General features: G+C 48.4%; 23 protein-coding genes. 9 read left to right on the forward strand and 14 right to left on the reverse strand.

Annotated elements, in window-relative coordinates:
• Positions 1-30 precede the first annotated feature (30 nt).
• From OMP95_RS03765 to OMP95_RS03775, 3 genes are all read right to left on the reverse strand, one after another.
• On the reverse strand, positions 31-1,473 hold the full coding sequence (locus tag OMP95_RS03765) for a sensor domain-containing diguanylate cyclase (protein WP_266326095.1): 1,443 nt from the start codon (positions 1,471-1,473) through the stop codon (positions 31-33).
• An 80-nt stretch (positions 1,474-1,553) separates the two neighbouring features.
• Complete coding sequence (locus OMP95_RS03770) at positions 1,554-1,862, reverse strand: hypothetical protein (RefSeq protein WP_266326097.1); 309 nt, start codon at positions 1,860-1,862, stop codon at positions 1,554-1,556.
• 41 nt (positions 1,863-1,903) lie between these two features.
• Positions 1,904-2,461, reverse strand: coding sequence for a 5-formyltetrahydrofolate cyclo-ligase (locus OMP95_RS03775; RefSeq protein WP_266326099.1), 558 nt, complete (start codon positions 2,459-2,461; stop codon positions 1,904-1,906).
• A gap of 172 nt (positions 2,462-2,633) precedes the next feature.
• Between OMP95_RS03775 and hmpA the strand changes: the two genes are divergently transcribed.
• Complete coding sequence (gene hmpA, locus OMP95_RS03780; RefSeq protein WP_266326101.1) at positions 2,634-3,860, forward strand: NO-inducible flavohemoprotein; 1,227 nt, start codon at positions 2,634-2,636, stop codon at positions 3,858-3,860.
• 298 nt (positions 3,861-4,158) lie between these two features.
• Here hmpA and OMP95_RS03785 read toward each other — a convergent pair whose 3' ends face one another.
• The gene (locus tag OMP95_RS03785; protein WP_266326103.1) at positions 4,159-4,761 is read right to left on the reverse strand and encodes a cysteine hydrolase family protein; all 603 of its coding nucleotides are present in this window, start codon (positions 4,759-4,761) and stop codon (positions 4,159-4,161) included.
• 145 nt (positions 4,762-4,906) lie between these two features.
• Here OMP95_RS03785 and OMP95_RS03790 point away from each other — a divergent pair, with 145 nt between their 5' ends.
• Complete coding sequence (locus OMP95_RS03790) at positions 4,907-5,722, forward strand: ion transporter (protein WP_266326105.1); 816 nt, start codon at positions 4,907-4,909, stop codon at positions 5,720-5,722.
• Positions 5,723-5,791: 69 nt separating this feature from the next.
• Here the strand turns inward: OMP95_RS03790 and OMP95_RS03795 are convergent, their stop codons facing one another.
• Positions 5,792-6,259 (reverse strand): Dps family protein, encoded by a 468-nt coding sequence (locus OMP95_RS03795; RefSeq protein WP_266326107.1) that lies wholly within the window; start codon positions 6,257-6,259, stop codon positions 5,792-5,794.
• Between the two features lie 269 nt (positions 6,260-6,528).
• Between OMP95_RS03795 and OMP95_RS03800 the strand changes: the two genes are divergently transcribed.
• The 3 genes from OMP95_RS03800 (at position 6,529) to OMP95_RS03810 (ending at position 8,502) form a co-directional block, all read left to right on the forward strand.
• Positions 6,529-6,738, forward strand: coding sequence for a DUF2061 domain-containing protein (locus OMP95_RS03800; RefSeq protein ID WP_266326109.1), 210 nt, complete (start codon positions 6,529-6,531; stop codon positions 6,736-6,738).
• A 70-nt stretch (positions 6,739-6,808) separates the two neighbouring features.
• On the forward strand, positions 6,809-7,993 hold the full coding sequence (gene chrA, locus OMP95_RS03805) for a chromate efflux transporter (protein ID WP_266326112.1): 1,185 nt from the start codon (positions 6,809-6,811) through the stop codon (positions 7,991-7,993).
• Entirely contained in the window at positions 7,990-8,502 is a 513-nt protein-coding gene (locus tag OMP95_RS03810; RefSeq protein WP_266326114.1) for a GNAT family N-acetyltransferase, read from the forward strand. Before chrA ends, OMP95_RS03810 begins: the two co-directional genes overlap by 4 nt.
• On the opposite strand, the gene OMP95_RS03815 is transcribed toward OMP95_RS03810, so the two are convergent.
• Both OMP95_RS03815 and OMP95_RS03820 read right to left on the reverse strand, forming a co-directional pair.
• Positions 8,473-9,729 carry an ABC transporter permease gene (locus OMP95_RS03815; protein WP_266326116.1) on the reverse strand — a complete coding sequence of 419 codons (1,257 nt, stop codon included), beginning with the start codon at positions 9,727-9,729 and terminating at the stop codon, positions 8,473-8,475. The genes OMP95_RS03810 and OMP95_RS03815 overlap by 30 nt on opposite strands.
• On the reverse strand, positions 9,726-10,427 hold the full coding sequence (locus OMP95_RS03820; RefSeq protein WP_266326118.1) for an ABC transporter ATP-binding protein: 702 nt from the start codon (positions 10,425-10,427) through the stop codon (positions 9,726-9,728). The genes OMP95_RS03815 and OMP95_RS03820 overlap by 4 nt, the downstream gene beginning before the upstream one ends.
• 189 nt (positions 10,428-10,616) lie before the next feature.
• Here OMP95_RS03820 and OMP95_RS03825 point away from each other — a divergent pair, with 189 nt between their 5' ends.
• Positions 10,617-11,153 (forward strand): DUF3299 domain-containing protein, encoded by a 537-nt coding sequence (locus tag OMP95_RS03825; protein WP_266326120.1) that lies wholly within the window; start codon positions 10,617-10,619, stop codon positions 11,151-11,153.
• A 21-nt stretch (positions 11,154-11,174) separates the two neighbouring features.
• Here the strand turns inward: OMP95_RS03825 and OMP95_RS03830 are convergent, their stop codons facing one another.
• The 4 genes from OMP95_RS03830 to OMP95_RS03845 are packed head-to-tail and all read right to left on the reverse strand — an operon-like array spanning position 11,175 to position 13,193.
• Positions 11,175-11,630 carry a Fur family transcriptional regulator gene (locus tag OMP95_RS03830; RefSeq protein ID WP_266326122.1) on the reverse strand — a complete coding sequence of 152 codons (456 nt, stop codon included), beginning with the start codon at positions 11,628-11,630 and terminating at the stop codon, positions 11,175-11,177.
• A gap of 1 nt (position 11,631) precedes the next feature.
• A complete protein-coding gene (locus OMP95_RS03835; protein WP_266326124.1) occupies positions 11,632-12,177 on the reverse strand; it encodes a ZrgA family zinc uptake protein in 546 nt (181 codons plus the stop codon).
• A gap of 12 nt (positions 12,178-12,189) precedes the next feature.
• On the reverse strand, positions 12,190-12,810 hold the full coding sequence (locus OMP95_RS03840) for a DUF1826 domain-containing protein (RefSeq protein ID WP_266326126.1): 621 nt from the start codon (positions 12,808-12,810) through the stop codon (positions 12,190-12,192).
• Complete coding sequence (locus OMP95_RS03845; protein ID WP_266326128.1) at positions 12,807-13,193, reverse strand: MerC domain-containing protein; 387 nt, start codon at positions 13,191-13,193, stop codon at positions 12,807-12,809. Before OMP95_RS03845 ends, OMP95_RS03840 begins: the two co-directional genes overlap by 4 nt.
• A gap of 201 nt (positions 13,194-13,394) precedes the next feature.
• Between OMP95_RS03845 and OMP95_RS03850 the strand changes: the two genes are divergently transcribed.
• The 3 genes from OMP95_RS03850 (at position 13,395) to OMP95_RS03860 (ending at position 17,201) form a co-directional block, all read left to right on the forward strand.
• Positions 13,395-13,601, forward strand: a complete 207-nt coding sequence (locus tag OMP95_RS03850) for a CPXCG motif-containing cysteine-rich protein (protein WP_266326130.1) — start codon at positions 13,395-13,397, stop codon at positions 13,599-13,601.
• Between the two features lie 430 nt (positions 13,602-14,031).
• On the forward strand, positions 14,032-16,092 hold the full coding sequence (locus OMP95_RS03855; RefSeq protein ID WP_266326132.1) for a TonB-dependent receptor: 2,061 nt from the start codon (positions 14,032-14,034) through the stop codon (positions 16,090-16,092).
• A 23-nt stretch (positions 16,093-16,115) separates the two neighbouring features.
• Complete coding sequence (locus OMP95_RS03860; protein WP_266326142.1) at positions 16,116-17,201, forward strand: PepSY-associated TM helix domain-containing protein; 1,086 nt, start codon at positions 16,116-16,118, stop codon at positions 17,199-17,201.
• A 13-nt stretch (positions 17,202-17,214) separates the two neighbouring features.
• Here OMP95_RS03860 and OMP95_RS03865 read toward each other — a convergent pair whose 3' ends face one another.
• From OMP95_RS03865 to OMP95_RS03875, 3 genes are read right to left on the reverse strand one after another with little or no spacing between them, the layout of a single operon-like run.
• A complete protein-coding gene (locus OMP95_RS03865; RefSeq protein WP_266326134.1) occupies positions 17,215-18,576 on the reverse strand; it encodes an NAD-dependent succinate-semialdehyde dehydrogenase in 1,362 nt (453 codons plus the stop codon).
• Between the two features lie 7 nt (positions 18,577-18,583).
• Positions 18,584-19,852, reverse strand: coding sequence for an ectoine hydrolase (gene doeA / locus OMP95_RS03870; RefSeq protein ID WP_266326136.1), 1,269 nt, complete (start codon positions 19,850-19,852; stop codon positions 18,584-18,586).
• Complete coding sequence (locus OMP95_RS03875) at positions 19,849-21,123, reverse strand: aspartate aminotransferase family protein (protein WP_266326138.1); 1,275 nt, start codon at positions 21,121-21,123, stop codon at positions 19,849-19,851. Before OMP95_RS03875 ends, doeA begins: the two co-directional genes overlap by 4 nt.
• Positions 21,124-21,218 lie beyond the last annotated feature (95 nt).

A 21,218-nucleotide genomic window follows, 5' to 3' on the forward strand; every position in this document is an offset into this window, starting at 1 on the left:
TTTATCTGCCAGTATGCCACCGTGCAGCTCCTAACGTAATTGTCTGACCAAATCGCGACCATCATTCTTAGCCTGGTACAAAGCCTGGTCTGAGCGTTCTATCAACGATGTCATCAGTTCGTCGCGTTGATACTCAGCCACACCGGCACTGATTGTAATTGACAAGTTTTCCTTACCGTATTGGAACGGATGTGATTTCACAGACTGTCGGATTGTTTCTGCAATTTCAACGGCACGCTCCCGGCTACAGCTATTTAATAACAGCAAAAATTCCTCGCCCCCCCAGCGACAGAGCACATCATCATCACGAACATGACTGCTGATAATCCTGGCCGTTGCCGCTAACACCTGATCACCATAATGGTGACCATAACTATCATTAATATTTTTGAAATGATCGATATCGATCAGGATGACGGACAAAGCCTGATGCTTGCGTTTGGCCCTGGACACAGCCTGCTTGAACAGGACATCAAATACTTGCCGACTGGCGGCACCGGTCAGCTTGTCCTGTGTCGCCATCGCTTCCAAACGTCGCTGATAGCCACGTAAAGCCAGATGTGCTGTCAACAACACAACCACACTGATCGCCAATGAAACCAGTATGTTGATAATCAATGCTGTTTCAATACGTTCCGAGGCAGGATCATTGATCTGTTCCACAATCAAAAACCAATCAAACTCGGGCACCAAACGGCTGTTAAGGTAAATGGTATTGCCATTTTTTGCCGGGAAGGAAACTGAAGCACTGGGGGTGGTCAGGATGCGGGTGAAAAGTTTATCAAGGCCGGTTTTGTTTTGTAGGTGGATATCTTCGCTGTATTCACTGCTTTGCAGCATGACCTCACCCTGACGATCAACAAAGTAAATCTCGCGGCCATAACGTTTCTGATAGTTTTCTATCAGCTCAATCACTGATGCCATTGAAAGGCCAACACCGATCACCCCGATAAATTTTCCTTGCTTATCAGCCACCTGATAGTTAACAAAAATACTTAATCGCTTACGATCAGCTGTGTCTTGATCGATATTGATTTCGTACTTGTTCTTCATTGACCGGGCACGAAAAAACCAGCCATCATCAGGATCGTTTTCATCTACCTGTTTAATAATGCCCTTAGGGTGATAGTAATGACGGGTTGATTCTGAGACAAAAAAGGCGGTAATAGTATCGTATTTGTCCTGAATCTGGGACAGATAGCGCTGCATTTTTTCCGGATCCTGTTCTCCCTCGTTGACCCAATCAAACACAAAAACATCATTAGCCATCAAAGATGAGATTAACAGGGGTTGCAGTAAATCCCGTTGAATTTCAGAATAAATATTATCACTGGTCAGTGGCAGCATTTCCTGCTGCAAACGCTCGGCAATCGAGTCTTTGGCAACATAGTAGCCAATCAAACTGGTCGCCAGAAAACCCAATAATACGATTAGACTAATAATAGTGGTAAACAAACGCTTGCGGTTATGCATAAACAAAAAAAGCCTTCACTGGAACAAAGCCAGCCATCATAGAAAACTCAAACCTTTAATTCCAGAATAAGAAGCAGTTATTAATCAGGAGGATAGTAATTCTGATCATCATCCTGCTCCCCGGCTATGCGTCGATAATAATAAATACCGCCGATAAAGCTGGCGATAAGCAACAGATAGAACACATCCAAATCGTCGGCTTTAAATAAACTGAAAAAAGCCCATACCGGTGGCACATAAAACACAACACTACACAAAAGTGCAATCAGTTTGCCAAAATCTTTTACCGCCGCCTGATAGGCATAACGGCTGAACAGCCCGGACAGAAAGCCGCCGAATATCGCCAGCAACAGATACAGAATCATGCCGATAGTATTAACGTTTGCCATGTTTTCATCTCCGCGCAGATCTTTCTATATAAAAAACATGCTCATGTTTTTTGTATTCCCGCTTCGGTAACAATCATATTCATGGCAATATCGTATGGCTGTGGAAAAATTGTTTCCAAGCGGCCCTGCTCAATGCCGACACCGACGGTAGTGACTCTGTGTGCTTGTACCGCCAATGTCCGATCATAATAGCCGCCACCGTAACCCAAGCGATAGTTATCGGAGTCAAAACCAAGCAGCGGTATCAGAAACATGTCCGGAGCCAATAAATGCTGATGCGCCGGTACCGGTATATTCCAGGTACCTTGCACCATCGGCATACCCGGTTGCCAGTGACTAAAGTCGAGCATTTTAGTTTTATTGTTAATAACAGGAACGGCTACCGTCCAGCCAGAGTTAATCAGCTCTTTGGCGAATCCTCTGCAATCAAGCTCACCTTTGATAGGCCAGTAAATCCCCAGCGTTGCCGGTGTCTGATGTTGCAATAACTGCCTGAGGTTGGAGATGACACTGTGTTGAATGCGGGATCGTTCATCTGCAGCGAGTGTTGCCCGCTGTTCCAATAACCTGCTGCGTTGCTGTTTCCGCCAGTTTTTCATAGCTCGTTATTATGAATGTTTTTTCAAGTGGCTCAATTGTTTTGTTGCAGCCCATATTTGCCAGCGGTGTCCGTTCCGGAAAAAAACACATAACATTTGACTGCCCACAAACATACATATAGTATGCACCTTTCAAAATATGTATGTAAAATACCTGTTTTCGGAGTCAGCCATGATAAAACCAGAATCAATACAAATCATTAAAACTACCCTGCCCGTGTTACAGCAACATGGAGAAGATTTAACTAGATTGTTTTATCAGCGTATGTTTGAAAACAACCCGGAGGTTAAGCCTTATTTTAACCAAGCCCATCAACAGGTCGGCAGTCAGCAGCGTGCATTGGCCTCGGCAATTTGTGCTTATGCTCAGCATATTGATAATCCGCAAGCGTTAGCCGGCGCGGTCGAATTGATTGCACAAAAACATGCTTCTCTTGGGATCAAAGCAGAACATTATCCTATTGTCGGCGCTAATCTGCTGGCCTCTATACGCGAGTTACTGGGTGATGCGGCAACCGAAGATATTATTGAAGCATGGGGCGAAGCCTATATGGCTTTGGCCGATATTTTTATCAACCGTGAAAAAGCCATATATGAGCACCATGAAGAACAATACGGTTGGCAAGGGTTTAAGCCTTTTGTCGTTGTGAAGCGGGAATTTAACAGCGATAACATTTCCTCATTTTATTTGCAGCCTCAAGATGGTGAAAAACTGCCTCCTCATAAACCCGGACAATACATTACGGTACGTGTCCCGGCTGCAGAGGGCCGGCATACTATGCGCAACTACAGCCTGTCCAATGAACCGGGCAGTGCCACATACCGCATCAGCGTCAAGCGCGAGTTGCCATCACCCGCAGATTCACCTGCGGGCGTAGTCTCAAACTTTTTGCATGAGCACATTCAACAAGGTGACCTCATAGAGATTGCCCCGCCATGCGGCGATTTCACGCTGAAAACACCTGAAAATGACACAACGGCACAGGTGTTTATTGCCGGTGGTGTCGGCATTACGCCTTTATTATCCATGTTGCATGATGCTCTGGATAAAGCCGATGGCAAACGGCGGATCATTCTGATCCAAGCAGCCATAAACGGTGACGTACATGCTTTTGAGGATGAAATTGCGCGGCTGGCAGATAAGCATATCAATATGCAGTGGCATGTCCGTTACAGTGAACCAACAGCTGCCGATCACGCGGCTAACCGCTATGACAGCGAAGGTCTGCTTGATGCGAACCTGGTTGAAACGCTAATTGGTGAGCAGGATGCGGATTATTATCTGTGTGGCCCCAAAGCAATGCTGAAACATACATATCAGCTACTGCAACAACACCAGACCCCTGCATCCAGCATTCATTACGAGTTATTTGGTCCGGCGGATCAACTACACGGCTGAGTGAGGTATAACCTGATCTGGATCCGGACCAGGCTCAACTTTTAGCCCTATGATGGGTGAAACCTCTGTAACACCCGCCAACACCTTTAACCGTTGCCGGTTTGACCGAAGAGTTGCTACTCTTCTTCAGTGGCAATTGAGCCCGCTGGATGCGGGCTCTTTCTAATGAATATTTATATCGATGTGAGCAAAAAGATATGGTTGTTTGATGAATTTGCCATCACGTATGCAAAAAATGAGGCAGCCCTACCATTAAAGGCTTCGCGCGGTATACGTGCTGGAATCCAGTCTGTGAAATTCAGATCGGCAATTCATCCACTGTATTGACGACAGTAGCATAAAGGTCACGTGTTGATGCTAATGCCGCATTGTGCACCTGGCTGGCCGGAATAAGGCTGCCATCTGCCGCCAGCAAGGCCCGCGTGGCCGTGGTATTGGCAACAACAGTCGGTTGATATCCCAGATTAAAACCACCGTGCGCGGTTGAGTTAACACACATATGAGTCATAAAGCCGGCCAGAATGATGTTCTCCACGCCTCGACTCCGCAAGGCATCATCAAGGGCTGTCTGGATAAACGCGTTGGGAAAATGTTTAATGATGATATGCTCGCCATCCTGAGGCGCCACCTCATCAGCAATAGCCCCCAGTTCAGTATCAATATCGTATGGCGATCCTGTCCCGCTGTCATGTTGAATATGAAACACCGCTATCCCATGCTCACGAGCAAGATTTAACAATTTTCTGGCTTGAACCAATGCAGCTTCTACACCTTCAAGTTGCATGACGCCTTGCCGGTAGGTGTTCTGGCAGTCAATCATGATCAATGCTGATTCGCTCAGTGCAGATGGCTGATGTCCCAGACCCACGATGTCCCGTAAAGTGGTTGATGTTGAACTCATCTCATTTCTCCTTATTTGTTCCGGCAATAACCGAACATACCACAAACTATTGACAACCATAGAGATAACCGCTGCATATTCAACTTGCAATAAAGCCAACAATGATTATTATTCCGCTGCTATATCGCATTTTTTCGGAGATAACATGGACAGCGTACGATCAGATAATCCGCTTGGCTTTGCCGCCGTGTTCAACAGTATCCGCAACAACCGTCTGTTTGAAATGATGGTGGTAACGGTCATTTTGTTTTCAGCGCTGCTCACCGGCGCCAAGACCTATAATATCTCGCCTCAAATACTCACGGTCATTGAGTGGCTTGACTATAGTATTACCCTTTTCTTCCTGATTGAAATATCAATACGTTTTTTTGCTGAAAGCAATAAATGGCATTTTTTCAAAAGTGGCTGGAATATTTTTGATTCTTTAATCGTTGTGATCAGTCTGGTCCCGATTGAAGACAGCGAGCTGGCGCTGGTCGGACGATTGATTCGTATTTTCCGCGTATTGCGGATGGTTTCAGTCATCCCGGAACTGCGCCTGTTGCTCAATTCACTGCTGAAAGCCCTGCCGCAACTGGGTTATGTCGCCCTGCTGATGTTTATTATTGTGTATATCTACGCAGCGGTCGGCACCACGTTTTTTGCCCCAATAAACCCCACTCTGTGGGGCGATATCGCTGTTTCCATGCTAACCCTGTTCAGAGTCATGACCTTTGAAGACTGGACTGACGTGATGTACGAAACCATGACGGTTTACCCGATAAGCTGGGCCTTTTATATCAGTTTTATCTTTCTTAATACTTTTGCTTTTCTCAATATGCTGATCGGCATCGTAGTCAATGTGATGGAAAAAGAAAATGCCGCGCAATGGCAACAAGAGCACGCTGGTGAAACGACTATTGATGATCTGTCCCGCCAAATCAGCGAGCTGAAAACATTACTCGAGAAGAAATTAGCTTAGTAGCTTTATTCCGGCCCATAAAAAAGGGAGCCATGGCTCCCTTTTCTGTTTCTGCTTTTCGTTACAGGATTACTGCATGGCCCGCAACATCCATGCAGTTTTCTCATGAACGCGCATGCGGTCTGATATCAATGCTACTGAAGACTCGTCATCAGCCTCCTGAGCCAGTTTCAATACATCGCGGCAGGTTTTGACCACCTGCTCATGACCATGGGTCAACGTGACCACCATTTCCGCAGCCTTGGGTACACCTTCAACTTCCTTAATGCTACTGAGCTCAGCAAAGGTTTTATAGGTGCCGGGGGCGGCGATACCCAGAGTACGAATGCGCTCTGCGATTTCATCCACCGCTGTGGCCAGTTCTGTGTAATGCTCCTCGAACATCAGGTGCAGTTCACGAAACTGCGGACCGGTGACATTCCAGTGAAAGTTGTGGGTTTGTAAATACAGGGTGTATGAATCAGCCAGCAAGCGTTTCAGGCCTTCAGCAATATCCTGTCTGTCCTGTTTGTTAATACCGATATCGATGGTACTCATACTACGTGCCTCCTTGTGTATCGTTGCAAACCTGCCTAGCCAACATCGCAAAACATTGATTCGCGCTGTCGAAGTTGCCTCTAATCTAGCTCACCTCAGCTAATCTGTAAAACGATTTATTCAAATAAAAGCAATCGATTAAAACGATTTTTTTATTTTGTGTTTTATCAATCGTAATCATTGATTTTATTTGTTTTACCAATCATTAAAGGTAAATGATAATTATTATCAAACAGACATGTATTCAGAATTATTGAAAGGACAATATCATGATTAAGACAATCAGTTTCGCAGCGGTCCACTTCACTGTCGCTTTCACTGTGGGTTATATCATGACCGGCAGTATAGTTGTCGGCGGCGCCATGGCCTTGGTAGAACCGGCGATTAATACCGCCGCTTTCTACATCCATGAAAAAGTATGGGCCCGCTTGCACCAGCCCCGGCCGGCCCCCCGGACTGAATGGGTGCCTCAGGCTTAGTGTTCTTGCAATCTTAGCTACAGCCAGCATAATGCAGTCTGACTGAAACAGACAGACAACTATTGCCCTGATGAAAACCACAGGTTCCGTTTTTGAAGTATTTATCGCCTTCCTCAAGCTTGGCCTCACCTCTTTTGGCGGGCCAATCGCTCATATTGCGTATTATCGTCATGCATTTGTCGAAAAACGCCGGTGGCTGACGGAAGAACAGTTCACCCAGTTACTGGTCTTATGTCAATTTTTACCTGGTCCTGCCAGTAGTCAGATGGGGTTTACACTGGGATTGCTCAGAGCCGGCTGGTTGGGTGCCATTGCTGCTTTTGTCGCTTTTACCCTGCCCTCCGCCATCCTGTTGTTTATTTTTGCTCAATTACTGCCTGTTGTTTCCGGCACGATCAGTGACGCGGCTATCCATGGCTTGAAACTGGTGGCATTATCCGTTGTTGCTCAGGCGGTATTGCTGATGGCCAGACAGTTATGCCCGGATCTTCAGCGTCTGTTGATTGCACTGGTTTCTGTTGTCCTCCTGCTGCTGGTCAATCAGCCACTGATCCAATTGCTGGTCGTGGTCGCAGGTGCTGTTGCCGGTTTGGTTGTCTGTCGCGATCAACAGCTTATGCCGGTTGCCGAGCTGAAATTAAACTATGGCAAGCACCTCGCCTGGCTGTTGCTGGCTATCTTTACTGTGCTTTTGTTAGGCTTACCATTGTTGGCTGACAGTAGCAGTCTGCTGGCAGTCGTTGAAGCCTTTTATCAGGCAGGGGCTTTAGTATTTGGCGGTGGTCATGTGGTATTGCCATTGCTGGAAAATACCGTTGTTGCTCCCGGCTGGGTGGCTGCTGATGAATATCTGGCCGGCTACGGCGCCGCGCAGGCCGTGCCGGGCCCTTTGTTTTCTGTTGCAGCCTATCTGGGCGCGATGCTGCCGGGTGATAACGGTGGTTTGTCAGGCGCCCTGGTGGCGTTGCTGGCGATATTCCTGCCGGGATTCTTGCTGGTAGCCGCCATATTGCCATTGTGGAAGAATCTGCTTAACTATCCCGCTGCTGCCAGCGCGGTGGCAGGCGTTAATGCCGCAGTCGTCGGGTTGCTGGCAGCTGCTTTATATGATCCGCTCTGGGTCAGCGTCGTCGATCATATTTCTGATTTTATTATCGCGCTGACCGGTTTTTTACTGTTACAGTTCGCGCGGCTGTCTCCATTAATAATTGTGGTCTGGTGCGTCAGCGCCAGTATCGTGGTCAGTCTTGTATGAATCCCATCATCCGTAAAGCCCTCCATTCAGATATTCCTGCTCTGACCCGACTCCTGCTCAGTTGTGCTGAGTCCATGAGTCAGCAGAATATGCATCACTGGCAGGGGGTTTATGATGAGGAGCAAGTGCTCGAAAACATGAAAAACAAACAGGTATTCATCCTGGAGCGGGATCAACAAGTTCTGGGATGTATCGCGCTGGGCAGAGAAAAAGCCGATTATTATGATGATTGCTGGCCAGACGCACCGGATGCGGATTTCTATATCACGCAACTGGCTGTTAACCCCGGCTGTCAGGGACAGGGTTATGGCAAATTACTGATGCAACATTGTGTTAATCAAGTCGGGCAGGCCAGTCTGCAACTGGACGCAGTCGATCACTACCCTGCTCTGCTCAGGTTTTACCAGCAGCTGGGCTTTACAATTATCGCCACAGGTATCGGCCTGGGCGATAAACGTCATTTGTTTGAATTACAAACCCTAGCGGTTAGCGCTCAGCTTGGTATATAAGGAGTAACGATAGGCGCTGAGCGACGGTATTAACGCCACCGCCACACTTACCAGCATAATTAACCCCATATCGCGGACAATAGCGATATTGATGGGATTGCCGCTGATAAAAAGCCCGTATTGCGCGCTCAACGTATCCTGCAACAAACCTGTTGCCAGCCACAATGCCAGTCCTGCGAGAGCAATGCCCAATAGCGTAATAATCATCGCTTCCAATTGCAGCAATACAAATATCAACCAGGGTCCGGCCCCTATTGCCCTTAAGATAGCCAGTTCATAGCGCCGTTCCCGCATTGATACCAGCAACATGTTGCTCATGCCAAACAAAGCACCGGCCAATACCAATACTGAAATCAGCAACAACAAGTTTTCTACATCCTCCATCATCTGCCACAAGGCAAATAAGGTAGCGCCGGGCAAAATTGCCTGTAACGCTTCCTGTTGATAATCATTGATTTGTCTTTGCAACTTGAAGGTAGCCAGCTTTGATTCCAAACCGAGCATAAAAGCAGTGATCGACTGTGGCACTAGTTGTTGTGCAGTTAACATCTGCTCAGCCGGCGTATAGGCAGACAGGTTGACCCCGCTGTGCCAGTTAAGGTGAATCGCTTCTATGCCGGCCAAACTCACATAAATCGTTTTATCAATCGGCGTGCCGGTAGCAGCAAGAATGCCGCTGACAGTAAATGGTTTGTCGTCATGGCGGCTGAAACTGGTTTGCGACTGGCCATGCGATAAAATTAACTCATCTCCGGTTTGATAACCGAGCTGTGCTGCCACCTCAGCACCGATGACCGCATCATAAATCGCCGTAAACGGCTGACCGGCAGTAAACGTCAGTGCTTGTTTATCGCCATATTTGAAAAAACGGAACAAATCGTCAGTAGTGCCGATGACCCGGTAGCCCCGGTGCGAATCGCCCAAGGATAAAGGAATCGTCCACGCCACATCGGCATTGGCTGCAATGTCCTGATAACTGCGCCAGGAAATATTATTGCTGGCATGACCGATATGGAATACCGAATACAACAACAAATTCAACTCGCCGCTGCGGGCGCCAACGATCAAATCCACCCCGGAAACCGTTTTGCTGAAACTACTCTTGGCCTGATAACGCACCGTTTCCACGCTGAGCAATACAAATACGCTGACGGCGATCATCAACACTGTCAACGCTACACTGCCGCGACGTTCCCACAGACTTTTCCAGGCCAGCTTGAGCATCATGACAGGGATGCCTCTACCCGGTTCAACATCTGCATATCGATCTGGCGAGAGAAGTTATGCGCCAGCGAGCGATCATGGCTGACAAAAAGCAACGTGCTCTGATTTTCCTCAACCAGGTCCAGTAATAACGATAGAAACCCTTGCCGGGCATCACTATCCAGCGCCGATGTCGGTTCATCGACAATCAGAATCTCAGGATGGTTAATCAATGCCCTGGCAATGGCGGCCCGTTGCTGCTGACCGACACTGAGTTTATCCGCACGACGGGAAAGCAATTGCAGATCCAGCTGTAAACCACTGAATAAAGCCTGCAGCCGTATATTGACCGTTTCCGCCTTACTATCGCCAAAATGAGCAGCCAGTTGAATATTGTCCAATACACTGAGATAGGGAATCAGATTGAACTGCTGAAAAACCATGCCCAGATGACGGGCGCGGAACATATCACGACGATGATTATTAAGGGCGGAAAAAGTTTGTCCCAATAACGTGATCTGCCCTTGTTGCGGTTGCAGGATACCGGCCAGTAAATTAAGCAAAGTAGATTTACCCGATCCCGAAGGACCGTAAATAAACAGCCGCTCATTTTTTTGGACCTGCCACTGCGGAATCCGGATTACATCTGCTGCTGATTTTCCGGGATAACGGAAATGCACATCGCTGATCTCTATTACGCTCTCTTTTGTCTGGCTTTGCATTGATGCTGGTTTTCCTGTCTGCTTCAAACATTGAACTAAATGTTATAACATAACATTTAATATTTCATCTGCATCAGGAATGTTATGTCTTTCTTTGAGATCCTTACTCGTTTAACCCCGCCAGAAGACATTGTGAAAAGGTCTCTATTTCACACCTTATTGCCTGGCCGGCCGACAGCACTTCTGCTGATGCTTACCATATTCCCACTGCTGGTAATGGCCGAGTCCACAAAATCGTCATATCAACAAATTGAGTGGACCGATTTATTACCTGAAGCAGATCTGCAAGCCTTGCTTAATCCCCCGGAAGCTTTGAACAATATTGAAGACGGTTCGGAAGCTGATCAGATAAGCAATGCCTTGTCCGATGCCTTGAGTCAGGCAGGCGACAGCCGTTATCAACAGGCGTTAATCTCGACCCGGGTACGCGATGAATATGATAACCAGCTGGTCCGGTTGCCCGGTTTTATTGTGCCTATAGAAATAAACGCCGGGCAAATTGTCACCCGTTTTTTTCTGGTCCCCTATTTCGGTGCCTGTATCCATGTGCCACCACCACCGCCCAATCAAATCGTCTATGCCAGTTTTGAACAAGGCATGAAAATTGATTCGATTTATGATCCATACTGGCTGGAAGGAACGCTGCACACCACCGTTACTGAAAATGAGATGGCAACATCGGCTTATAGCATGTCGGTGACCAATGTTATTCCGTATCAGGAATAAACGTCAGCCGAAGAATCGGGTTTAACGACAGTTTTCGCAAAGGCCGTGCAGTTCCAATTGTGGACTGCCAAGCTGAAAACCAGCACTGGCGACACTATCACGTAAGGCTTCAATAATGTCCTTTTTAACACCGATTTCACGTACATTATGGCAAGTGTCACAGATCAGAAACTGCGGAATTTCATGCGCATGATCACAAGCAATATGAGAACAGGCCACGTATTTATTAGTAGAGTCCAGTTTGTGCACCAGATTTTCTTGTGACAGAAAATCGAGCATCCGGTATATCGACATCACCGGGATAGCATCATCAAAGTCAGCTTTGTAGTGTTCAGCAATCTCATAGGCCGATAACGGCATTGATGCACGTAATAATGAACTCAACACATTTTTACGTTTAGCCGTCAAACGCGCGCCGGCTTGCTCACAGCTGTGTTCGGCTTTACGAATGATTTTGTCGATCTTGGTTTTTGACATCTTAGTTCACTTTTAACAGATGGTCGCGGCGATTAAACCTGGCGCCGCCCTGTTTGGCGTTAAGCACCCATTGTGCCTGGATATGTTCAATATGGTTAAAGGCATCAAATAATCTGATATCAATTGCCTGCAAGCTGTCAGGCTGCTTACACAGAAAAGTGTACAACACTGTGACCTCTGCATGCTCGCTTCCGGCTTTCGCCGGTTCGGCATCATCAAGCGTGTGACTGAATGGATCCTCCACGGTAATCGTTTCCAGCATACAGCCACCGCCTGTTATCGCGAATGCCGTTTCTTCATCGTGCAATGATGATAATACCGTATCCACCTGTTTTTGCTGCTGTTTACTGTTTGGCACATGCTCAAAACCGAAAATATTCATCGCTGGTGTATTCAGTTCAATTAATAACTGCGATTGTTGCTGCACAATATGCAGTTGTGCCTGTCCATGCACATGAGGCTGACGATGCGCTTTATGCCCTTGCTCTGCTGCGAGCGCCGTGGCAGTTATCAAGAAAAATAATAAGGCTGTCCGGTAAAAATACACATTAAATCCTTGTCAATCTGCAAAATCCAGCGTTAACAATAGGCGTTTATCGCCTGCTGCAATATGCGGGGAACGGTGCACAATCGCGGTTTGTTCATTGCCCGCCCATTGCGTGCCTTTTAACAACGCCACCTCTCCGGCCTGCAGTTGCCTTATTTCACCTTCATCGAGGTAAATGCCTGACGCATGATCCGGCAACCCGTTGGCACCCGCACCTAATTTGCTGCGATCCACCGCCGGTTCGACAAGCCATTGACTGCCGGCACCAATATATGTGGTCACCAGCCGACAGGGCAAATGATCGGTATGAAAGCGTGGACACATGGCAGTATCAACCAGACCAAGTCTCAGTCCCAACTGTTTTAAATCAAACAGATCGCAGAACATTTCGCACAGCGAAGTTACATCAGCGATAAAATCCCGTTTGTATTGATATTCAGGCAATTTATGACTCAGCAGATCATCGATCTCCGCCGGTTTCACCACTGTTCGTATATCAAAACCAGGAAAAGCACTTAATAAAAAGACGGCATAGGCCGATAGCGCCTCTGGAGTTTCGCGCTGCCAAATCGCCAGATTCACATTGTTATCGTAGATCCCTGCCAACACGGTCACTTCCTTATCCATTATCATGATGACGTTCTTTCCTGTGCTAACACTGGCCGGTTAAAACGTTTGTTGAGAGCGTGATTCCAGCCATGCGCCATCAGCAATAACATACCGCCCGTGACGGTCATAACGAATTCATTTTCTTCACCGGCAAATACAGCCATCACAATTAAAAATGCTCCCCCGCCACCCAGTAATGATGGCAGCAACACACGATGCTTCAGATAGGAAAACGGAAAACTCAGGCTGGCAATCAACACTACCGGAAACACTAAAACTTGATGCACTCGCTCACTTTGCAGTACTTCCCAAAATAATCCGGTGGCGCCCAACGTTAAAAGAACCGGTGTTATCAAACAATGAATCATGCACACTCCGGTACAGGCCATACCCAGTTTATCTTTCATTTCCGTCTCTTTTTATATTTACGATATATCATATCATTATAATCAGGTTAACAATGTTGTCAACAGCGGAAACAAGAGTAGGCGGCCAGCAGATTAAAGCAGCGATAAAATCATGTTGAATAAATGAATAAATCTTCCCAAAGCAGGAGATTTATGGTTTAGCATAGAGATGAACGTGGTTCCAATAGCGGAGGAAACGAAATGCTGCACGCTTTGGAAGAATATGAAATCGTCTGCCCGTATTGCGGTGAACCGTTTAGCGTCGTAATCGACTGCTCAGTCCCCCATCAGGATTACATAGAAGATTGTGAAATCTGCTGCCGACCGATTAACTTTGATGTAGCCATTAATGACTCCGATGGTTTGCACGTTGGCGTTTACAGCGAGAATGACTCGCTTCCATTATGAATTCACGTACCTGCAAGGAGATCACCAATCAATAAACTAAAAACGGACGACCATAACAGCACACCTGAATAATTGGATAGGCCTGCTAGCGGGCATAAATAAGGCCATACACTGAGCCTGTCATCACACAAGATTTGCTGCCATTCACTGCAACAAGCACTCAATCATAAAATCAAACAGCAACATACTTTATATTGAGCTCAACAGCTTGCTCAGCCTGACTTTGTCAGTACCTCCTTCTTAATATCGACGTGAAATATCGCATGGTTGCATGCCCCTCCCCTAAAAACATTATTGATAAGCGTTATCATTTGCATTATTATTCCTGACTATTCCACAAATCAATCAATCGGAGAATATGGTGAAGTTAAAACCCCTGGCTTATCGTAGTCTAATCATTGTTCCTGTCATATGCTCAGCAATGCCCGTTATGGCAGATCCGGTCGTAGAGCTGGATGAAATGGTTATTACCTCTACACGCTCAGACACAAAGTTGAAAGACTCCCCCCAGGTCGTGACCGTGATCAATCGCGAGCAAATAGAGCAACAACTGAAAATCTCGCCTGATGCTTCACAAGTGTTGAGCAGTTTGCTGCCTTCATTCACCCCTGCCAGACAGAAACTAAGCAGTGCCGGTGAAACCTTCCGTGGCCGTGCGCCCTTATTTCTAATCGACGGCGTGCCACAATCCAACCCCTTGCGTGATTCACAGCGAGATGGTCATACCATCGACCTGTCTATGGTGGAACGTATCGAGGTGATCCATGGTGCCAGCGCCATTCATGGTCTGGGCGCGACCGGCGGTATTATCAACTTTATTACCCGCCGCCCGACCAGCAACAAGTTCGATCAGAATATGAATGTTCAAGTCACCATGCCAACCAGTGAAGTCGGTGACGACACGCTTGGCTATCGCACAAGCTACGGACTGCGTGGCAGCCAGAATAATTTCGAATATTCGCTGGGCCTGAGTTATGAAAAACAAGGCATGTTTCTGGATGCCGATGGCAGAGAGATTGCCGTTGACAATACCCAGGGCGATATTATGGCTTCACGCAGCTATGATCTGTTCGGCAAGCTGGGCTACTGGCTGGATGATAATCAGAATGTTCAAGTCCAAGTTAACCGCTATCAGCTTGATGGCGATAATGACTGGATCAATATACCCGGTGATCGCAGCATGAAAACTCCTGCTACCTCTACCCCTGGCCATCTGCCCGGTGATGCCCCACGCAACCGCGTTTTGACAACCAGTGCCAAGTACGAGAATTATGATTTGCTCGGCACCCATTTTACCGCCCATGCCTATCGTCAGAAATTTGAAGCCATGTTCGGCGGCGGTACCTTTGCATCATTCCAGGATCCCTCTATCGCACCTGAAGGCACGCTGTTTGATCAGTCCCAAACCCGATCAATCAAAAAAGGCGCCAAATTTACCTTCAGCAAAGACGATCTGCTGGATGACAAACTCACCCTGACCGCGGGCATGGATATTTTGCATGATATGACCGAACAGGAACTGGCCGTGACCAACCGCAGTTGGGTGCCGGAAACCACCTTCAAGAACTATGCGCCCTTCCTGCAGGCCCAGTTTAAACCGGTGGAAATGCTGGTTTTGAATGCCGGTGTTCGACATGAAAAAGCCAAGCTGGATACCGACAGTTTTCATACCATCTGGTCCACTAATAAGGCCGGTGGTGTTGATGTTGAAGGCGGTAGCCCGGACTTCAGCGAAACACTCTACAACGCCGGTGTAGTTGTCTCGCCGCTGAGCTGGTTCAGTGTGTTTGCCAACTATTCTGAAGGCTTCGGCATGCCTGATGTCGGCCGTGTGTTGCGCGGTATCGGCACGCCGGGTCAGGACGTGGATAATTTCCTCGATCTGCAACCGATACTCACGGACAATCGTGAAGTTGGTATCCGTATCAACTGGCAACCTGTCGACTTTGAAATCAGCTACTACGAATCCGACTCGGATCTGGGATCACGGCTGGAAAATATCGGCGGAACCTATTTTGTCCGGCGTGAAAAAACCGAGATCAGCGGTGTCGAAACCACCTTCGGTCTTCAGGCCAATGATGATCACCGTGTCGAGCTGAGCTACTCCTATATTCGGGGGCGTTATGACTCGGATGATGATAGCAAAACCGATACCGATCTGGATGGCAACAATATCCCGCCTAATCGCCTGCTCGCCAACTGGAATGCGCGCTGGACACCGAAGCTGTCTTCATTCATCCAGGCCAGTTACAACTTTGACCGCAACTTCGACGAGCCTGAAGGCAAAAACGAAGTCAATTTCGACGGCTACACCCTGGTAGACGCGTCTTTAGCCTATCAACTGCCGAAAGGAACCGTTAATCTGGCTTTCGCCAACCTGCTGAACGAAGACTATTTTGACTACTATTCACAAACGACGAACACGCTGGATGAGCGCTACTTCAAAGGCCGGGGCCGTACCGTAACCCTGGGATATTCGCTGGACTTTTAAACGGAAACCGCTAATCTGTGCGCATGCGAAAATTCTGGATTGAGTTTCACAAAATCTCTGGCCTGATTATTTTGATCCCGCTGTTGCTGCAAAGCATCAGCGGGTCAGTGATCGTCTTTGATCATGCTATCGATGAATGGCTCAATCCCGAGCTGCTGCTGACGGAAAATCACGGTAACACAGCTGCGCCTGTGTCAGACATCATAAACAGTGCGATGATGGCTTTGCCCGGCATCAGCCATATCAACTCATTACGTAAACCTCGCCATGATCAGGCCGTCTATACCGCTTATATCGAAATGGAATCAAGTTCGCCCGATTACGGCAAACGCCTGGAAGTGCTGATCGATCCGTTCACCGCTGAAGTCACCGGTATCCGTGAATGGGGCAACTATTTTACTTCCTTTATCTACCTGCTCCATTTCACTTTATTGATGGATGAGTATGGAGAGCTGTTCCTTGGTTTTATGGCCATACTGATTCTAATCAATCTGATTATCGGTATTTACCTCGGCTGGCCCAGAAGCAAGGCGGCATGGGACTGGTTAATGGCACGTAACAAGCGGGTGACTCCCTTTATCGGCAAATTACGTAGATGGCATATTCTGATGGGCCTGACAGCCACGCCGGTATTTGTTGTATTAATCATCAGTGGCATCAGCATGATCTTCCATGTTCAAACTGACACCCTGTTATCCAGACCGCATCCGCCTCAATTGAAAGTCGATTTCAAGCCGAACAGTCCTATCAATCCCGATAACTGGCTACCTGCCGTGCAACAATATTGGCCTGATGCCGAGTGGATGCGAATCAGCCCGCCCACTGAAATATCACCGGCAGCCGGCATCACCCTCAGACAGCCTGGCGATCCTCGTCAGACGACGGGCAGTTCGATGTTGTGGCTGCACCCGCAAAGCAGTACTGTGCTGGCACAGCAGCAACTAAATACGATGGGTTTCCTGCCGCAGTTATCGTTCTGGCTGTTTCCTTTGCACAGCGGTGAAGCACTGGGCCTCAGTGGCCGGTTATTAGTCTTTATCACCGGCTTTTTAACCACCGCACTCACCCTTGTCGGTGGCTGGTTATGGTATCGGCGTAAATTCCGTTAACAGGCCATAGGGATTATTTAATCCACACCTGCTTGGCGTTCACAAACTCTTTGATGCCGTGCGGGCCAAGCTCACGACCATAACCGGAGCGTTTAATACCACCGCTGGGCAGGCGCGGGTCAGTTTTGACTATGCCGTTAATGGCCACCTGACCAGCATCCAGTTTCAGCGCCAGATCTTCCGCCAGCACCCTGTTCGCCGTCCATACCGCTGCACCTAAACCAAACTCGCTATCGTTAGCTAAAGCCAGGGCATCTTCAACCGATGCTGCCCGGGTCACAGACATGACAGGGCCGAAAGTTTCTTCACGAAATGCACACATATCAGCGGTCACATCGACAAGCAAAGTCACCGGGTAATGGAAACCGTTTCCTTCCGGCATCTCTCCACCCAGCAGACAACGGGCGCCTGCTTCAATAGTATTCGTGATTTGCCGATGCAGATTTTCACGTAAATCAAAGCGGGCAATCGGACCAATATCGGTGTTTTCATCCCAAGGATCGCCCAGTTTGAGTTTTCGCAAGCGGTTAAAAACTCGACCGATAAAGTCATCATAAACAGCGGCTTCAACAATAATACGTTTGGCGGCAATACAAGACTGACCGGCATTGATAATACGCGACAAAGTGGCGATATCCGCAGCCTGTTCCAAATCGGCATCAGCCAGAACGATCAAGGGATCGGACCCGCCCAGTTCCAGCACCGACGGTTTGATCTCCGAGGCAGCTATTGACGCAACTTTAGCACCGGCGTGCGCCGAACCGGTAAAAGACACAGCAGCAATCCGCGGATCACGAATCGCCGTTTCCACCAGCGCTGTTTCTACCGGCAGATTAACCATAATATTGTCAGGCACGCCTGCGTCGCGGAATATATTAGCTATGGCCTCAGCACAGCCGGGCACATTAGGATCATGTTTCAGCACGCAGGTGTTACCCGCCATTAGTGCAGGCGCCAGATAACGAAATGCCAGCCACAAGGGTGCATTCCAGGGCAAAATGCCGAGCAAGGTGCCCAAAGGCTGGTAACAAACATAACTTAGCGAAGCATCGGAGGGCAGTTCTTCACGGGCCAGATATTGCTCCGCAAACTCGGCATAGTGCTCGGCGCAGAACGCGGCTTTCTCTACTTCCGGGATGCCTTCTTTTACCGGCTTACCCATTTCTTCTGCCATCAGTCTGGCAAGAACGGTTTTGTTCTCCCGTAAACAACGGGCAACAGCGTTGAGTACTTCACCGCGCTCGCGGATGGGGGTAAACCGCCAGCTCTGAAAAGCACTGTTTGCTGCCGCGATGCGGTTATCAATGCCTGCTTTATCCAGCGCTGGGTAACTATTAATTTTTTCCCCGGTAAACGGATTGGTTGCGGTTAACATGATGACCTCATTTATTTTGCTTTGCTGTGGTAGTTTTTTTATCCTTGTCTTCCTGCTGTGCTTGCTCGTCTGTTCGTGTTTTGCCGAACGCCACCAGTTTTTTATCAGCCTGTTCCGGTTTGACCGTAAAGTCACGATCCAGCGTGAAAAATGATTCGCAGCCTTCGGATGTAATAAAAATAGTGTCGGAAATACCGCAGGTTTTGTCACCGTCAACGCCCCACATCCACGGAATGATATGGAAAGTCATACCTTCTTCCAGGATGGTCGATTCGCCTTGTTTCAAACTGAGGATATAACCTTCGTCCCAGCTGGGAGGAAAGGCAATACCGATAGAGTAACCGGAACGGGTAATCAGTCTGGCGCCGACCGTGTTGTTAGAAATAATGTTTCGCACCAGATTATCAACATCGGACACGGTCATGCCTGGTTGCACATAGTCATGCACGGCGCTCAAAGCCTGATTCATTTTGTCCTGCGCTTGATACATGGAATCAGATAATTCACCCAGCACCACCGTGCGCATCATTGCCGTGTGATAACGACGGTAGCAGCCGCCTACTTCAAGAAACACATGTTCGCCCGGCTGCACGCTACGCCCTTCCCAGGTGGCATGACCGATCATGCTGCGTGGACCGGATGTCACATAAGGCATTACTGCGGGCGGTTCGCCACCGGCCCGGAACATTTCGGCACTGATGGCTGCACCAATTTCATTTTCTGTCACGCCAGCGGCCGCCGTTTCCAGTCCGGCTTTCATACCGGCTTCCGTGGCGGCGGCCGCTTTGCGCATCAGTTCAATTTCAACCGGCGATTTACGGATACGGCCCTGTTCAACAATACCGAAACAGTCGAGCAATTTGCCATCGGTCAAGGTGGTATGAACGAAATCCTGTTGATAGGCTGGAAAAAAGTAACTGTTACGTTCATAACCAATGCGCTTATCAGCCAGCCCAAATTCACGCAGTGCATCAACCAGCATTTGAATCGCATCACCGGTATCCGGATAAGGCCGGGTTCTGTCCACCCAGGTGCGGGCAATAACATTGGACTCTTCCATCGCCCGCGTAATCATGAACGGGTCTTTCTCCAGCGGCACCACCAGCGCCTGGAAGAAAGAATAACCGGTGGTCTGATAATCAGTCAGATACATAATATTTTCCGGATCGGTTATCACCACCGCATCCAGATGCCGCTGCGCAATACGTATTCGCAATTCGCCCAGACGGCGTTCGTATTCCTCAAACGGAAAGGTCATATCGTCGCGCTGTCTCATACCGCTTCCTCCATTACTTTCAGCGTTGTATCAACCAACACTTGCAGACCTTTTTTGAGATCATCCTCCGGAATAGTAAGCGGCGGTATCAACTTGACGACCCGGCCGCCGGTGCCACAGCTGGCAATCAGCAGGCCGGCTTTAAAGCAGTTATCGACGATAGCCTTAGCACGTTCACCTGTGGACACGTCCAGCCCCAGAATCATGCCTTTGCCCCTGATTTGAATCTGTTGAAACTGCTCTTCAAGCGGTGCCAAAGCCTGTGCCATCACTTGTGCTTTGTCTTTCACATCCGCCATCAGTTTGCCGTCTTCGAAATAACTCAATGCCTCGCTACCGGCGATAAACGACAGGCTCTGACCGCGGAACGTACCGGTATGCTCACCGGGAGCCCAGTATTCATCTACATCCGGTTTAATCAGGTTCATCGCCATCGGTATGCCCATGCCGCCGATCCCCTTAGCCAGGCAGATGATATCCGGATCAAGATCCATATCATCAAAACTGAAGAACGAACCGGTACGCCCCATGCCGACCTGAATATCATCAACAATCAGCAAGGCCCCTACTTCACTCGCCAGCGCGGCCACAGCCTGCAACCATTCTTTGGAAGCCACATTCACCCCGCCTTCGGCCTGTATCGTTTCCAGCAGGAAAGCGGCCGGCGGCGTCACACCACTGGAACTATCACGGTAAAGACCGCGCAGGTTTTCCAGGCTCTCGAGTCCACAACCGGATTCGCAGCCCAGACAGGGCTTGTTACAGCCAAACGGATGATGCGAAACATGGTTAAGCGGCACACCGGCAGCGCCTCTGAAATAACGGTTGGCAGTGGCGGCCAGTGAGCCCAGTGTCATCCCGTGAAAACCACGGGTAAAGGCCATGATTTCCTGACGCTGGGTAACCCTGCGCGCCAGTTTTAACGCTGCCTCGACCGCATTGGTTCCCGTGGGGCCGATAAACTGCATCTTGTGCGTCATATTACGGGGTTTGAGAATGACTTTTTCAAAGCGTTCCATAAAGCGGCGTTTGGCAGTGGTCTGCATATCCAGTGCATGTGTTACGCCACCGGATTGAATATATTCGATCACTGCCTTGGTCATACGCTCATTATTGTGACCGAAATTAAGCACACCGGCACCGGCGAAAAAATCAATATACTCGTTGCCTTCTTCATCCGTCTGCCGTGCATTCATTGCCTTGTCGAACACAACCGGATACACGCGGCTATAAGCTCTGATATTGGATTCACGCTGATCAAAAATACTCATTTAACACCTCCAGATTGGCAATGACCGCCGGATAAAAACAGCGGGACGGATGCATCGGTTATTCTGTTAGGGCCTGTTTATCTTTCATATCCACC

The sequence above is a fragment of the Methylophaga sp. OBS4 genome (assembly GCF_026319305.1).
Lineage (GTDB): Bacteria > Pseudomonadota > Gammaproteobacteria > Nitrosococcales > Methylophagaceae > Methylophaga.